Annotated in this window: 14 protein-coding genes, 1 tRNA gene and 1 other RNA gene; 10 read left to right on the top strand and 6 right to left on the bottom strand. The window is 27.8% G+C overall.

Annotation, left to right across the window (positions count from 1 at the left end; all coding sequences use genetic code 4):
* Positions 1–107 precede the first annotated feature (107 nt).
* Together AC1RP9_RS01815 and AC1RP9_RS01810 are read right to left on the bottom strand one after the other, a co-directional pair.
* Positions 108–1,103, bottom strand: a complete 996-nt coding sequence (locus tag AC1RP9_RS01815) for an endonuclease (RefSeq protein WP_481822677.1) — start codon at positions 1,101–1,103, stop codon at positions 108–110.
* Between the two features lie 342 nt (positions 1,104–1,445).
* On the bottom strand, positions 1,446–1,772 hold the full coding sequence (locus AC1RP9_RS01810) for a hypothetical protein (RefSeq protein ID WP_481822676.1): 327 nt from the start codon (positions 1,770–1,772) through the stop codon (positions 1,446–1,448).
* Between the two features lie 265 nt (positions 1,773–2,037).
* Between AC1RP9_RS01810 and AC1RP9_RS01805 the strand changes: the two genes are divergently transcribed.
* Both AC1RP9_RS01805 and AC1RP9_RS01800 read left to right on the top strand, forming a co-directional pair.
* On the top strand, positions 2,038–2,676 hold the full coding sequence (locus AC1RP9_RS01805; RefSeq protein WP_481822675.1) for a LemA family protein: 639 nt from the start codon (positions 2,038–2,040) through the stop codon (positions 2,674–2,676).
* A 17-nt stretch (positions 2,677–2,693) separates the two neighbouring features.
* Entirely contained in the window at positions 2,694–3,794 is a 1,101-nt protein-coding gene (locus AC1RP9_RS01800; protein WP_481822674.1) for a hypothetical protein, read from the top strand.
* Positions 3,795–3,854: 60 nt separating this feature from the next.
* On the opposite strand, the gene rnpB is transcribed toward AC1RP9_RS01800, so the two are convergent.
* Positions 3,855–4,127: RNase P RNA component class B (gene rnpB, locus AC1RP9_RS01795), an RNA gene on the bottom strand.
* Between the two features lie 87 nt (positions 4,128–4,214).
* Between rnpB and AC1RP9_RS01790 the strand changes: the two genes are divergently transcribed.
* The 4 genes from AC1RP9_RS01790 (at position 4,215) to AC1RP9_RS01775 (ending at position 8,085) form a co-directional block, all read left to right on the top strand.
* Positions 4,215–4,709 carry an MAG0490 family ComEA-like DNA-binding protein gene (locus AC1RP9_RS01790; protein ID WP_481822673.1) on the top strand — a complete coding sequence of 165 codons (495 nt, stop codon included), beginning with the start codon at positions 4,215–4,217 and terminating at the stop codon, positions 4,707–4,709.
* 68 nt (positions 4,710–4,777) lie between these two features.
* The gene (locus AC1RP9_RS01785) at positions 4,778–5,971 is read left to right on the top strand and encodes a ComEC/Rec2 family competence protein (RefSeq protein ID WP_481822672.1); all 1,194 of its coding nucleotides are present in this window, start codon (positions 4,778–4,780) and stop codon (positions 5,969–5,971) included.
* 7 nt (positions 5,972–5,978) lie between these two features.
* Entirely contained in the window at positions 5,979–6,929 is a 951-nt protein-coding gene (holA, locus tag AC1RP9_RS01780) for a DNA polymerase III subunit delta (RefSeq protein ID WP_481822671.1), read from the top strand.
* A complete protein-coding gene (locus AC1RP9_RS01775; protein ID WP_481822670.1) occupies positions 6,922–8,085 on the top strand; it encodes a hypothetical protein in 1,164 nt (387 codons plus the stop codon). Before holA ends, AC1RP9_RS01775 begins: the two co-directional genes overlap by 8 nt.
* Before the next feature lie 66 nt (positions 8,086–8,151).
* Here AC1RP9_RS01775 and AC1RP9_RS01770 read toward each other — a convergent pair.
* Positions 8,152–8,225: transfer RNA gene (locus AC1RP9_RS01770), tRNA-Trp, on the bottom strand.
* Between the two features lie 11 nt (positions 8,226–8,236).
* Positions 8,237–9,337, bottom strand: a complete 1,101-nt coding sequence (gene ychF / locus AC1RP9_RS01765; RefSeq protein WP_481822669.1) for a redox-regulated ATPase YchF — start codon at positions 9,335–9,337, stop codon at positions 8,237–8,239.
* 62 nt (positions 9,338–9,399) lie between these two features.
* Here ychF and ligA point away from each other — a divergent pair, with 62 nt between their 5' ends.
* The 4 genes from ligA to AC1RP9_RS01745 all read left to right on the top strand — a co-directional run bounded on the left by ligA (position 9,400) and on the right by AC1RP9_RS01745 (position 14,247).
* Positions 9,400–11,613, top strand: a complete 2,214-nt coding sequence (gene ligA, locus AC1RP9_RS01760) for an NAD-dependent DNA ligase LigA (protein WP_481822668.1) — start codon at positions 9,400–9,402, stop codon at positions 11,611–11,613.
* A gap of 9 nt (positions 11,614–11,622) precedes the next feature.
* Positions 11,623–12,603 carry an aspartate--ammonia ligase gene (locus AC1RP9_RS01755; RefSeq protein WP_481822667.1) on the top strand — a complete coding sequence of 327 codons (981 nt, stop codon included), beginning with the start codon at positions 11,623–11,625 and terminating at the stop codon, positions 12,601–12,603.
* A gap of 179 nt (positions 12,604–12,782) precedes the next feature.
* Positions 12,783–12,998, top strand: a complete 216-nt coding sequence (locus AC1RP9_RS01750; RefSeq protein ID WP_481822666.1) for an MAG6790 family protein — start codon at positions 12,783–12,785, stop codon at positions 12,996–12,998.
* A 106-nt stretch (positions 12,999–13,104) separates the two neighbouring features.
* On the top strand, positions 13,105–14,247 hold the full coding sequence (locus AC1RP9_RS01745) for a trigger factor-related chaperone (RefSeq protein WP_481822665.1): 1,143 nt from the start codon (positions 13,105–13,107) through the stop codon (positions 14,245–14,247).
* Positions 14,248–14,360: 113 nt separating this feature from the next.
* Here AC1RP9_RS01745 and AC1RP9_RS01740 read toward each other — a convergent pair whose 3' ends face one another.
* Complete coding sequence (locus AC1RP9_RS01740; RefSeq protein ID WP_481822664.1) at positions 14,361–15,263, bottom strand: hypothetical protein; 903 nt, start codon at positions 15,261–15,263, stop codon at positions 14,361–14,363.
* Positions 15,264–15,276 lie beyond the last annotated feature (13 nt).

Genomic DNA, 15,276 nt, shown 5'->3' with positions numbered 1-15,276 from the left:
TATTATATTCTTTAAAAGAAAACTTGAAAAATATACTTGTATATTTTTAAAAAATCAGTGAAATAAATTCCACTGAGAAAAAAAGTAAGTGAGAACTTACTTTTTCATTACTTGGTAATTGGTTGGACATTAAGCAGCACACCTTGATTAACAAATGGTTTGGGGTGCTCACCAAAAAGATTTTGAGCTAAATGAGGATAATCAATAAACGGATTTCTTAATCCATTATATTTATAAATAGCATTATTTCGATTGACATCAAATAAATCAACTGGATCTTGTTGGTCTCATTGTAAATAAGTTTTTAAGAAATTAGATTTAATGTACGGATATGGTTTTTGAAAGATATTATGTGTTCCTTGGAGAATATCATTTTGATTATAAGTAATTGCAAAATACAAATATGCTCGAGCTACATCCCCTTTAAATGTGTCAATTGGTTCAAAGACTATTTCTCCATTTGCATTTGTACCTAGTTTTGAACCATTTTGAGTTTTTTGATTCAAACTAACAACCATTCCATGTGGATAGTTAGCTCGAATTGCATTTACCTTAATATCAGTTGGTCATACAAATTGAGCATCACTTTTAATCGGTTCAATTTTACCAAATCACGATTGTGGAATTAAGTGCTCACGATTGGTTCCATCCCCTTCGTTTGCTCCTCCTTTGGTTGCGTATCTTTTAAAAACATACGGATCTTTTCCATTTGGATTTTCTGAATAAATATCCAAAATACTGTTATCTTTTTCAAAATATATATCTTTAAATGCACTTGTCGAATTATAAAAATTAGGTAATTGATTATAATTGGTATTTCTATGCTTTTGAGTTTGTAATTGGGTGATTTTTTGGAATAATTGCATTCCTGAAAGACCGTTTAAGGATGCATAATAATTATCATTAGGATTGTATGTGTATGAATAATGCTCATCGCTGGTAGTGGTTAAATTAGTAATTGGAGAATCATCATTGGTTTCTTGAATTAAAGGAGCTTGTGCAATAGTACTTGAGGTAGAAGTAGCATAATTAATAATCAATTGCTCTTCTTGGTTATTGTACTGATATGAAATAGTAATCGTTTGTTTTTCATCGTCAATCAAACCACTTAAATAATCATATGCTTGAGCTTTTTTATTATTTTTACCTCTGGTTTTTCTTGGTTCATATCTTTCGAAAGTAATTTTCGAAAGATCAAACTCTGGTTTAAGTCTAATTAACTCTTTTTGTTGACCTGCTGAATTAATGAAAATGTTATTTTTCCCTTTTCTGAATCTAACTGTTTCATAATCTTTGGATTGACTATACTCTACTTCGGATTTAATATTATCATAAGAAACAACTTCAAATTTATCAACTAGTTTATTAGCTCATTCTCTAGAATTGTTTATTCCTTTTTCTTGGCTTCCTTTTTCTTGGCTTCCTTTTTCTTGGCTTCCTTTTTCTTACTTCCTTTTTCTTGTCTTTCCTTTTTCTTGCTTTCCTTTTTCTTGGCTTCCTTTTTCTTGGCTTCCTTTTTCTTGGCTTCCTTTTTCTTGGCTTCCTTTTTCTTGGCTTCCTTTTTCTTTTGAATTTTCGTCCTTTATTTTATTGTTTGGATTTTGGTTATTTTGTAAATTATTTCCCTTTGAAGTGCCAGAAGCTTCTGTATTTGGAGAAGTTGGTTTATTATCAGATTTTGTAATTGAAGTAGTACAAGAAGCAAGCGAAAGTGTTGAAACACTCCCTAATACCATTGATAAAATAACATAACTTTTTTTAATCTTCTTCATATTTATAACCCTATTTGCATTTATTATTAATTTCGATATTTATCATTATATAAAATATGTTATAAATATAAAAAAGAAAACTTAAAAATAAACGAATTAACAAATTCGTGTGTAAGATATTATATTATTAAAAATTAAAATCTAAAATCTTTTTTAATAATATTTGCTTTAATATAAAATAAATATTGTGCAATTAATGTGCTATTTTGTAATTTTCTTTTATAATTGCAATATATTATTAAAAAATAATTTAGGAGTTCAAAAAATGTCAAACTTATTCGACCAAAACCCAGTAAATACTGAAGAATTTAATCCTGCTGCTGATAATAGAACAATCAAAGTTCAATCAGGATTTTTAGGAAAATTTATTTTTATTTTACTTCTTATTCCTACAATAGGTATTCCTTATGTAATTAAAAGAAATAAATTTTTACAAATGCAAAACAAAATCAACAATTCTGCTTCAGGGATTGATGTACAACTTACCAAACGTTTTGATACACTCACCAAACTTGCTGATGCAGTTTCAGCATATAAAAAACAAGAAGAAGATATGGTAAATCAATTCGCTCAAATGCGTTCATTAATTTACTCAAACCCAACTGCTAACGCAAGTCAAATTGAATCATTAAACAGCAGTATTTTTGGACGTTTAATTGCTGTATCTGAAAATTATCCAGATCTTAAATCTTCAAATCTATTCAAAGAATTAATGGAACAATCAGCGTACTTAGAAAGAGAAATTGCTGCGGCTAGAAGAATTTACAATATGGATGTTAATGAATTTAATAGCTCAATTTTTACCTGACCAAATTCAGTAGTTGCTTCATTTGAAGGTCTTTCGACTAAACCTTTATATCAAGCTTCAGCTGCTAAAAGAGAAGATGTTAAATTTAACTTTTAATATAATAGGTTAATAAAATGAAAATTATCAAAGAATATTTAGATTTTGATACTTTTAAAAGTAAATGTGACGAAACCATTTATCCGTTAATTGTTGAGAAAGTCGACAAATATTTTACTAATAAATTAATTGACGATTTAAGAAAGATGAAAACTGTTTTTATATTTTCGTTCTTCTTGGGTGGAATTTTATTAGTCGGTGCAATACTTGGTACTTTAAAATTTCTTTTAAACAACTCAAATAGAGTAGGTTTATATGGAATGATAGCTGTTTTTGTGCTTGCTGTTATTTTTATTATTATCGGTTCAATTTTTTGAGGCAAATTTTTTAAAACTAAACAAAATATTAACAATAGTATCACTAGGGAACTATCAAGATCAGAGCAAATTTATCAAAAAGCATTCAAAAATATTTCCCCAGAAATTGAATATGTAGAACCTAATGATTCTCATTTTTTAGAAAAATTAAATTTAAATCCAGTTGGTGGTTTGAGTAGAGGTGATTTGCAATTAGTTAAACCCGTTTGCGAAACTCCACCTACACTAGTTTCTGCAACTCGACTTGCTACTTGGTTAATAGATAATAAATACCCAATTGAATATTATTATTTACACTGACAATATACTGTGAATTCAAAAAACGGAAAACAACAGGAAAACGTTTTTCGTGGTGTAATAAAAATATATACTGATTTTATGGGAGAAAAAAGTTTTGATTGATCTTTAGATAATAATAAATTTACTTTGAAAAATAAATTATTTAACACTCTAAAAACTATTGAATTAGAAAATAAACAATTCAATTCTACATTTAAACTCACTTCAAATGATCGTCAATCAATCTTTAGAATCTTTTCTCCTTACGCACAAGAATTGCTAGTGAAAAGAACACAAGATAAACAAGGAACATTAATTAGTAGCTTTAAACTAACTTCAAGTAATCAAGAAAAATCAGTGATTTTTGATTTTGCTGGAATTGCTAGTTTTATGAAAATTAATGCTAGAATTCATCTTGATAAGCAAAGAGTTATATTAAGTTATTACAGTGATATTCTTAACGATACATATACTTTTTATTATTTATTATGTTTTGTATATATTCCACTTTATTTTGAATAAAATGAGCTCAATGAGCTCATTTTATTCGCAAAAAAACAATCCATATGGATTGTTTTTAACATCTATAAGCCGTGTTCTGTACTGCAATGCAGTGCCAGCAATTTATCTAATGTACCAAGATACACTTTTTGACTTTGTTGGATTCCTAGTCAAAATTCCCCTACCATAATTTGGGTTTCTAACTCATGGAGTTTACCGCGTTTCACTTTGCTCGTCTCTGTGGCACTAGTCGTCTAGGCTTAGGTTTATTAGACCTAACATGAACACTACCACCATTGCAGGTGGTGTTAGCACGGACTTTCCTCTACATAAATGCAGCTGCTGGCCGATGTAAAATTATTTTACCACATAAAATAAAGAAAAAAGCTTGTAAAATTTCTTTTTTATGCACTTGAATAAATTTCTTATTACATAAGTGCGATGAAATGAAAACTGAATAAATTAATTTTTATAATCATTCCAATCATGGCTCTTCCATTAACTTGGATTTACCTGACCAAATTCAATCACATTAAACCAAATCAACCTAAAGAACAAACTACATATAAATACAGTATTTCAGGTGCAGTAGAAAACTCAGGGATTATTTATAGCAATACTCCTTTAACATATCGAGAGCTCTTTTTTAAAGCTAAAATGATTTCTAATTCAGACATTTCTAGCTTTAATTTGAATGAATTAGCTTCCACTAAAGAACCTATCTTTGTTCCGTTAAAGAATTATTTTCTCAAGTGAAAAGATTTTAATTCAGCTAAACAAATTGAACGCTTAGATATTTCAACTAGAATAATTAAAACACTACTAAACTATAAAAAGAATAATAAAGGAACCCCAACTTGAGATGATATACTCAAAATTTCTGGAATTGGACCAGTAAATTTAAAGAAATTACAAAGCTTCCTAATTCTGGAATAATTACATTGCTCTTTTTAATTGCACCATTAACTATGACTTGATTAATTCAAATAAATTATTCAAGTCTGATGATATGAATTTTAGTGGTTTTAATCATCTTATTAAATTCTACTGTGCATTGAAAGTGAATTATATTACTCACTTTGTTTTCTGTAAGTGTTTTTGTTTTTTGAAAGTTTAATATTAATTCCATTGTTTTAGCAGAAAAAACTCAAGTGTTTACTTTAAAAAAGATTTCACCAAAAACACTCATTTTTCAAGATTCTTATTTTAGGGATTATTTAGTTTTTAAAAAAGCTACATGGAGTCAATTAACACTCAATGCTCAATATTCAATTAAAGCAAAAGTTATTTTATTAGATCCTAAATACTCGTTTTTTAAAGATAAAGGAGTTTTCCATCAGTTAAACATTACTTCCATTATGTTTTACCAAAACACTTGAAAATCGTGGTTTTTTGGATTAGATTGATTTAATTATCAAGCCTTTGAACAACTGGTCAGAACCCTTTTATTTGGTTATTCTCAAGATGATGTACTTGCTCAATATAACTTTATAGGGATTGTACATTTAATTGTTTTAAGTGGGATGCACTTTAATTTAATTATTAGTTTTCTTAAAATAATCTTTGGTAAAGTAAAACTACTTAAGTGAATTCCTTTTCTTGTTATGGTGATATATTTTGCCTTTTGTAATTGAACTATTTCATCAATTAAAGCAATTTTATTGATTGTCTTTTTAGAAATATACTCACTGAAAAATGCTACTCCAAGCAAAGAATTAAAACTCAAAATGCTTATATGAGTTGCCTTAATCTCGTTAACACTAAATCCCTGGTATTCTTATTCACTAGGATTTTGATTTTCATTTTTATTAAGTGCTTTTATCTATTTAAACACTTGTAAAGCTTCAAATTATAAACAAATACTCAATAATTATTTTATGATTTGAGCATTTTCAGCTTTACTAGTATTTCTTTTTATCCAAAAGTTTTATCCTATATCATTTATTGTTTCTCTTCTTTTAACTCCAATTATTGAGCTTTATGTCTTTTTGTTGTTTTTTGGATTCTGATTAAGACCATTTGTTGCAATGCTTTATTGAATCTTTGATTTTTTAAGTAATTTCTTTGTCTTAATCTCATTTTACATTCTCCTAGAGATAACCAATCAATATTTGTTTTGAAGCGTTAAGTCTTTAAACGTACTTTTCATTTATTGATTATTAATTAGAAAATTAAAGCTCTCTAGTAATAATATATAATTAAAACATGCTTTTAATTTATGGTGAAGAAAACTTTTTTATCGATCAAAAACTGGATCAATTAAAATCAAAATATAAAGAACAATATGTTGTTTTTAGTGAAAAATATCAAATCAGTGATATTTTTAACAGTTTAGAAACTAGTTCACTTTTTGATGAACCAAGACTCATTATTGTGGAAAATTTTCCATTATTTTTAAATAAAAATCTAACAAGTGAACAACGTTTTTTTGAAGAAAAAATTATTAATTTAATTCCACAAGAGCAAATAAATAAATTAGTTTTTATTTTAAGAAAAGACAAATTACCACAAACTAAACTTACAAAAGCTTTTGAACAAAATAAAAAAATAATTCATTGCAATAAGATTGATAAGAAAAGTCTTCCTGGAGAATTAAATAAATATATCAAAGCAAGAGGTGCTGAAATTTCAGTATCTAATTTAATGTATTTAATCGAAAAACTTCCAAATAATTTAAGCGTAACTATTCAAGAAATTAATAAATTACTCATAGAAACTAAAACTATCACTAAAGATGTAATTGATAAATCAATTGGGAAATATATTCTTGATGATCGGTTTTCTTTTGCTAATTCAATTGAAACTAAAGATTTTGCACTTATTTGAAAAAACTATAAACAAAAAAAATATGAGGGAAATGACGAGATATCTTTAGTGTCTCAAATTGCAAATGTTTTCATCCTTGCTAATAAGATATATCATTTAGAAAAATTACATTGAGATACTATAAAAATAGCTGAATTTTTGAAAGTCCACGAATTTAGGATAAAAAAAGCTAGAATAATATTGCAAAAATATACTAAAAAAGAAATTACTAACATAATATTTGAACTTGCTGAACTTGAACAATTATTTAAATCTACTCAAGTTGATAATCAAATTATTTTTGAAACTTTTTTAATTAAATCGTTTTCTAATAAGGGATTGAATGATTAATAAATTAAACAAAAATATAATCTTTATTGATAAAAAAATTTTTAGTCATCTCAATCCCGATCAAATTCATCAATACTTAAAAGAAGTTTTAGATTTAACTTCTAAGTCCAATCGTTTATTTGAAGTTGTTTTGAATGATATTTTCACTTTTATTATTGATTATAGCTCCAAGAATCAAATTCTTAATAGGGACTTTAAAAACAAAATACTCATTTATTTTAATTTCATTAAAGCACTACATAAAAAAGAAGTTAAAACTTGGATGAGCATTAACTTTAGACAAATTAGCTTATCGTTGTGAATTATTGAAAATTTAAATATGGAAAAAATTGATAATTTAGATTATTTATCTGAATTTATTAGAAGTTTAAATAAGCAAAGATTCAACATAAAAATAAGCAATTCAGTAATTCTAAGTGAATATGAACAATTCAAAATCAAAACATTTATCGATAAATTATCAAAATCAGTTGATATTCAAAATTTTGTTATCCTTGATTTTGTTAAACAAAAATACAACACAAAAACAAAATTTGAGATAATTCGATTTGATTTTTTCCAAAGATTATTTAATGGTAATTTTCAAGCTTTATATTTGGTAAATTATAAATTTGTCAAATTGCTTAAACCAAACATCCTACAAGCTCAAAAATTAATGTTTCTTTGAAATGAAAATGACTTTCCTAAACTAAATAAGCAAAGAAAAGTTCTGAAATTAATTGCAAAAACACAAATTAAAATTTATTTTGATGTTGATAATTTATTATCCACTAATCAAAGTATTTTCTTTTTTGTAGATAAAATTAAAGCTTTATTCTCGTTTAGTAGGTTTATAAGTAACTGGCTTTGTATAAAGTTTTCATTAAATCTTAATCTAGAGCAAGATGAAATGATTAATAATAATTTTTATTCAAGTAAAACGATATGAAATATAGCTTTACAAAAAATGCAAGAAGACACATATTACGGACAAGAAAATCCCAAAATTAAAATATCATGTATAACAAAACCAAACCAAATTACTAAAATTTATAATGATCAAAAATATTTGTTGAAAATCAACTATTCTTTTAAAAGTATTACCGATAAACGAAGTGGTCAATTATACGAACCATTTACGTGTAGCTTTTGGATGAAAGAGAACACAAAAAGATAAGATTGTTCTTATCTTTTTGTGTTTAAAATAAAAAAGCTGATACAGTTGTATCAACATTTACACATTTGGCGGGGGTTAAAGGAATCGAACCCTTATCATCAGTTTTGGAGACTGCTATAATGCCATTATACTAAACCCCCATAAAAAATGGTTATTTACCAAATTTAAAATGACAAATATCACCATCTTGCATTATATAATTTTTTCCCTCAGAACGAAGTTTTCCAGCATTACGAGCACCTTGCTCTCCGTTATAATCAATAAAATCCGCGAAACTAATTATATCTGCTTTAATGAATTTTTTCTCAAAATCACTATGAATCACTCCGGCACATTTTGGAGCCGCTCATCCTTTTTGATAAACTCATGCTCTAACTTCAACAACTCCAGCTGTAAAGTAAGTTTCTAAATTAAGTAAATCAAATGCTTCTCTAGTTAAAATATCTAACCCACTTTTAGCAATTCCGTACATTTGTAAAAGTTCATTTTTTTCTGCTTCATCTTCAAGTGAAATTAATTCACTTTCAAGTTGAACAGAAATAGGAATTAATTTATCTTTAGAGCTTAAAGACTGTTTTAAAGCACTAAAAAGTAAATCATTTTCGTAATTAGTGATTTGCTCATTACTTAAATTTGCAACATAAATAACTGGTTTTAAGGTTAATAAATGATAACCTTTAATATAGTGCAATTCTTCTTGGTTTAATTCAACATCACGAGCAGGAATTTCGCTTTCTAGTGCTTGTTTAATTTTAAGAGCCGCCCCTTGCTCTATAAGAGCTTGTTTGTCTCCACTTTTAGCTTTTTTAGCAACTCTATTTAAGACATTATTAATAGTTTCTAAATCAGCTAAAATGAGTTCGTAATTAATAATTTCCTTATCTCTAACTGGATTAACCGAATCGGCTACATGAACAATATCCTTATTTTCAAAACAGCGAATAACGTGGATAATTGCATCAACTTCACGAATATTAGCTAAAAATTTATTCCCAAGACCTTCACCTTTGGAAGCTCCTTTGACAAGACCTGCAATATCAACAAAATCAAAGGTTGCATGGACAATTTTATTCGGTTGAACAATTTGAGCAAGTTGTTCCAAGCGCTCATCTTTAAGAGCTACAGTTGAAACGTTTGGTTCAATGGTAGTAAAAGCATAATTCGATGATTCTACTTGCTTTTTAGTAAGTGCACTAAAAAGGGTGCTTTTACCAACGTTTGGAAGACCCACAATTCCTGCTTTTATTCCCATTTTGCTCCTTTGTTTGTTTATTAATTTTACCAAAATATAAGTCGTTTGTTTATAATTAAAGAATGAAAAATTACACTAAAGAGCAAGTAAATTTTATCAAAAAGAAAATGAATGAGCTTATTGAGCAAATTAATTTATGAAATTATGAATATTATGATTTGGATTTCCCAAGTGTTTCAGATGCTCAATATGATCAAGTATATCAAGAATTGGTATCTTTTGAAGCTCAATACCCAGAATTTGTGCGTAAAAATTCTCCAACTCAAAAAATTGGAGCCACTAACTCAAATCGCTTTGTTAAGTTCGCACACGAAAAAGCAATGCTTTCGCTTAATAAAGCTTATTCAATTGAAGATATTATTAAATTTGACAATGATGTGAAAAAAGTGAGCTTAGACCAACATACTTATAGTCTTGAACCCAAAATTGATGGTTTATCAATTTCACTCCATTACTCTAATAGTGAGCTTATTCGTGCAGTAACTCGTGGTGATGGAATTACAGGTGAAGTGGTCACTCAAAATATCAAGCAAATACAAGGAATTCCATTACAGATTGATTATCCAAATGATATTGAAATTCGTGGAGAAGTGTATTTAAGTAAGCAAAATTACAATCAAGCAAATCAAAGAATTATTCAAGAAACTAAGTTTTTGGATGCTTTAAAAAATTTAAAAGCATTTTTAAATCAAACTGAACAAAATTTATTATTGCTTGATAAATTAGAACCATTTCAAACTTTATTAAATCAAGGTGAAGCATTAAAAGCGAATTTACAAGAAAATTTACACTTGCTTATTGAGTTTAATGAGCAAGTGGAAAATTTATTTGCTCAAAGTAATTGAATTGACTTTAAGTATCAAAATAGCGTTCCAAAATTATTTGCCAATCCGAGAAATGCTGCTAGTGGAACCTTAAGGCAATTAGATGAAACAATTGTAAAACAAAGAAACTTAAACTATTTTGTTTATGAAATAGTTGATCCTCAATCTCATAATATTAATACTCAAATTGAGGTATTACTGTTCTTAAAAGAACATGGTTTCATTACCAATGAGTACATATATCAGGCTAATAATATTAATCAAGCGATTGAAAAAATAAATGAATTTAAAGATATTAAACCTAATCTGGCCTATGATTGCGATGGTTTTGTGATTAAAGTTAATCAAATTACTTGATGAGAACAATTAGGATTTACATCAAAATTTCCTAAATATGCAATTGCGTTTAAATATGAAACTGAAGAGGCAATTACCCAAATTTTAGATATTAGTGCTGAAGTAGGACGCACAGGTAAAATCACTTATTTAGCTAAACTAAGTCCAGTACAGTTAAATCAAACCACTGTGCAATCAGCTACACTTCATAATTATGAATACATTAGCAATATGAAATTAAATATTGGAGACTTAGTTAAAGTGATTAAATCAGGTGAAATTATTCCTAAAGTAATTGGACTAGTTCAAAAAAATACCAAAGATGTTTTTGCTAAAATTTTAAAATGTCCTTCGTGTGATAGTTTATTGGTTGAAAACAAAGAATTAGTCGACCAAATGTGTGAAAACGAAAAGTGTCAAGAAAAAATCATTCGCTCATTGGTGCATTTTGTATCACGTGATGCAATAAACATTGTTGATTTAGGTGAAGAAAATATTCGCTTGTTTTATAAGGAAAATCTTTTAAAAAACATCCTAGATATTTTTGAGCTTAACACTAAAAAAGAACAATTAGAAAGCTTGCCTAAAATTGGAAAAAGAAAAGTGATTAAGTTAATTGCAAGTATTGAAAAATCAAAAAATACCACTTTAGCTAAAGCATTATTTGCTATCGGTATTAAAACCGTTGGAGCTCAAGTAGCTGAATTAATCGCTGATAAAATTGAACAATTATCCGATTTAATGAACATGGATTTGGGACAATTAACTCAAATTAATACCATTGGAAATGTTATAGTTGATAATATTAAACTTTTTGTCAAACAAGCACAAAATCAGACTTTATTAACTACATTAGATCGTTTATTAAATTATCAAAAACAACAAAAAGGAACTAAATTACAAGGTTTAACTTTTGTAATCACTGGAACTTTATCAAAACCTCGTGATTATTACAAAAATCTTTTAGTTTCAAATGGAGCTAAAGTTTCTTCTTCAGTGAGCTCGCAAACAAGTTATTTATTAGCTGGTGAAAATCCTGGAAGTAAATTAGATAAAGCTTCCTCTTTAAGTGTTAAAATTTTAAACGAAAAGCAATTAGAAGATATCTTAAAATAAGGAACAATAATGTATAAATCAAAATTAAATATTAAACAAACTCAACAAGCAATTCAAGATTTAAAATTTGACTTCACTAAGCAATTGCACAAACGCTTACACTTAACCAGAGTTAGTGCTCCTTTGTTTGTTAAAAGTGATTCAAAAATTAACGATGGATTAAACGGAGAAACTCCAGTAACCTTTTTCCCAAAAGGAATTAACCAAGAGCACGAAATCGTACACTCACTAGCAAAATGGAAACGTACTGCACTTCAAAAATATCATTTTGCTAAGTACGAAGGTATTTACACTGATATGAATGCCATTCGTCGCGAAGAACAACTTGACTATAAACACTCATATTATGTTGATCAATGAGATTGAGAAATGATTATTGACCAATCAGATCGGAATGTAGTTTTTTTAAAAGCTACTGTTTCAAAAATCTATGAATCAATTAAATTTGTTAAAAGAGAGCTTATTTTAGACTTTCCTCAACTTGTTTATGATTTACCGGAAGAACTAACCTTTATCACTGCACAAGAACTATATGATTTATATCCAAATTTAACTCCTGAACAACGTGAAAATGAATTTGCTAGAAAACATAAAGCATTCTTTGTTATTGGGGTTGGATATAAACTTCCTGATGGTGTTGAGCACTCAAAAAGAGCTTTTGACTATGATGATTGAACACTCAATGGGGATTTAATTGTTTATGATAAAGTCAATGATGCAGCTTTAGAAATTTCTTCAATGGGAATTAGAGTTGATGCCAGTGCACTTGCTAAACAAAAAGAATACTTAAATATTGATGATTCAAAAATCGGTGAATATCATAACGGAATTTACCAAAGCACACTTCCATTTACAGTTGGTGGAGGAATTGGACAAAGTAGACTTTCAATGTTTTTATTAGAGAAAAAACACATTGGTGAAGTTCAAGTGTCTACTTGAGACGAGCAAACTAAACAATACTGTTCTGAAAATAATATTGAACTACTTTAAAAAGTGTTTAACAATCAGAAATAGTTCGTTTAACTTTGGATTTTTTAAAGTAATTTGGTTAATTAATAACTAAGATTTAACCCCTGGAAAATATGCTAAATTTTCCATTTTTATCAATCCGAACCATAATTTTATATAATTAAAATGTAGATATAATCATTTTCGGAGGTTTAATAAATATGTACAAATATAAAGCTAAATTAGTTGCAAGTGGAGAAATTGTTGCTCAAGCAAACTCACTTGATGATTTAAGCGGATTAATCAAAAGCTATCGCAGAGGGCACAAACACGGTACCCATACCAAGGCTAACGAAAATATCGAGATTATACACGTAGAAAGAGATAATTTACACGGTAAACATTCTTCCAAAGAAGTTGTTCTAAAAATCGTTTAATCTCTTACTCAAAGATGCTCAATAAAGCATCTTTTATTTTAATTTGACATTTTGTAAGTAAATGTTCAATATGTTAGTAAAATTAAGAATAAAGAAGTGAGGATTAATGAAATTTTTAACACACCCAATACACATTGATTTAGTTACTTGAATTGATTATCAAAGTAATGCCTTAAAAGCACTCCAAAAACAAGCTCAAGAGGATAAAGATTTAAAAATTACCCAGGATAAGATTTTAGAATATGCTTATAACATGTTCATAATGCCTGAAATGCAAAAAGTTTGAAACATTTATTTAAGTAAAAAAGATAATATTATTTACTTTAGACCAATGGATATTAAAAAAGAATGCACTCCTGAAAAATTAAATGTAGAATTTAAAATTTATTATTATGAAGATATTGATAATTTTAATGTTGATTTTGAACCAAAAGACAAGTTTCATATGCAAGAAAATTATGAAGAAACCATTCAAAAATTCATTCAAAATTTTATTAAAGATTATGCGTTTCGTTTTTATCTAGAAAAAGATCAACAAATTCAAGAAGGTCAATTAGTAACAGTTAAAGTGAGCGATAAAGATAATCAACAAGCACATATGAACACTATTTATGCTTCTAAACGTGAGAATCAACCTTTAGAAAACTTAGTTTTAGGAAGAAAGATTGGAGAAAAATTTGAAAGCGATAAATTAGGTCGTCTTTTGATTTTTGAAATTGATAATGCATTATACATTAAAAACCAACCTATTACTGATGAAAACGCTAAAGATATCTTAGGAAAAAACTTTAAGAATTTACAAGATGTAAAGGATGATATTTATCAAACAACTCGAACTCAAATTTATAATGAAGCATTATTTCAATATGGAACCAACATTATTAATCAAGTAATTCAAAATAGCAAGGTTGTTGAAATCCCTGATGATTTAGTTCAAAACGACCTGACACATATTAAATTTGAACCTGATTTTCAAGGGAACCCAGCTGATTATGTTGTTGCAACTATTTATAATTTCTTTTGACAAATGCTTTTTAGACTTAAATTAAACATTGAGATTACAGAGTCAGAATTCAAAGAAGAATATGCTTATGCACAAAACTTTTACCCAATTGAAAGTCAAAACTTAATTAGACCAGAAATGTTGGTTAATGCAATTAGTCTTAAAAAAATTGCATTGCATTATTTATCAAAATACTATCCAGAAATATACAAAGATAATCAACAGTATTCACATTTAAAGATTTAATAAAATCATGAACAAAAGGAACAATATTACATATTGTTCCTTTTGTTTCATTATAATTTTTAACCAATAAATAGTGTATTTATTGGTTATTAAACATACAAAATGATTTGTTATTATTTATTTAGACTAATATTTCCGTTACCTATGTTAATTCCGTTACCACCAAAAAATGGAGGGATAGGTGCTCAATTTTTGATTGGTCCTACGTTATTTTGTTTTACTTTTTCTAAGTTTTGATTATTGAATTTATTTGAAAGAGCATTTATTTTTTGGAAATCAACTGAAACAGTATCACCAGAAACCTTAAAAATTGAATTAGAATCATTTTTTTTATATTCTAAAAATTTTGAAACTGCTTCAGGTTTAGTCTCTAATAAAGTTGATAATTCTTGAACTTGTGAATAATATGATTTTAAAGTAGTTAAATCATTAGTGAATTGAGCATCAGTGAATCCTGGATTTGCTGGAATTTCTTTATGAAATTCATCACCTGCTCCATAACTTTTGTTAGTGAACTCTTCTTTTCTATTTTCTAAATTAGTAAAATAAGCATCATAATCTTGTTGATTGTACTCTTGATTATAAAGTGAAAGTTTTGAAAGTTCTGCTTTTAACGATTGAGATTCAACAGTTTGAGGTTTACCAGTAGTTGAAGACTCATCTTTTTTCTCACCTGTTGTTGGACCTGTAGCTTCTCCTGAATTGGCTTGTTCACCTGGTTTTTGTTCACCAGTACCTGTACCCGATCCAGTTGAGGTTCCTGGGTTTGGGTTTGTTGGAGGGGTTTGTTGTGTAGTTCCTCCACCTTGAGTTCCTCCACCTTGAGTTCCTCCACCTTGAGTTCCTCCATTATTTGGATCAGCTGTTCCATTTCCTGGGGTACTTGGAGCTGGGGTTGGTGCAGGTGCTGGTTTTGATTCATTTGAATTAGAACATGACACTGATGCTGCAAAAACGGTAAGTGGTGTTGCTAACAGTAAACAATTTTTAAGTAATTTATATTTCTTTGTTTTCATAGTTAAATTATAG

It is taken from the genome of Mycoplasma sp. 3686h (assembly GCF_056781225.1).
The sequence above is the reverse complement of the archived record's forward strand: the minus strand, read 5'-3'. Positions and strand labels throughout refer to the sequence as shown.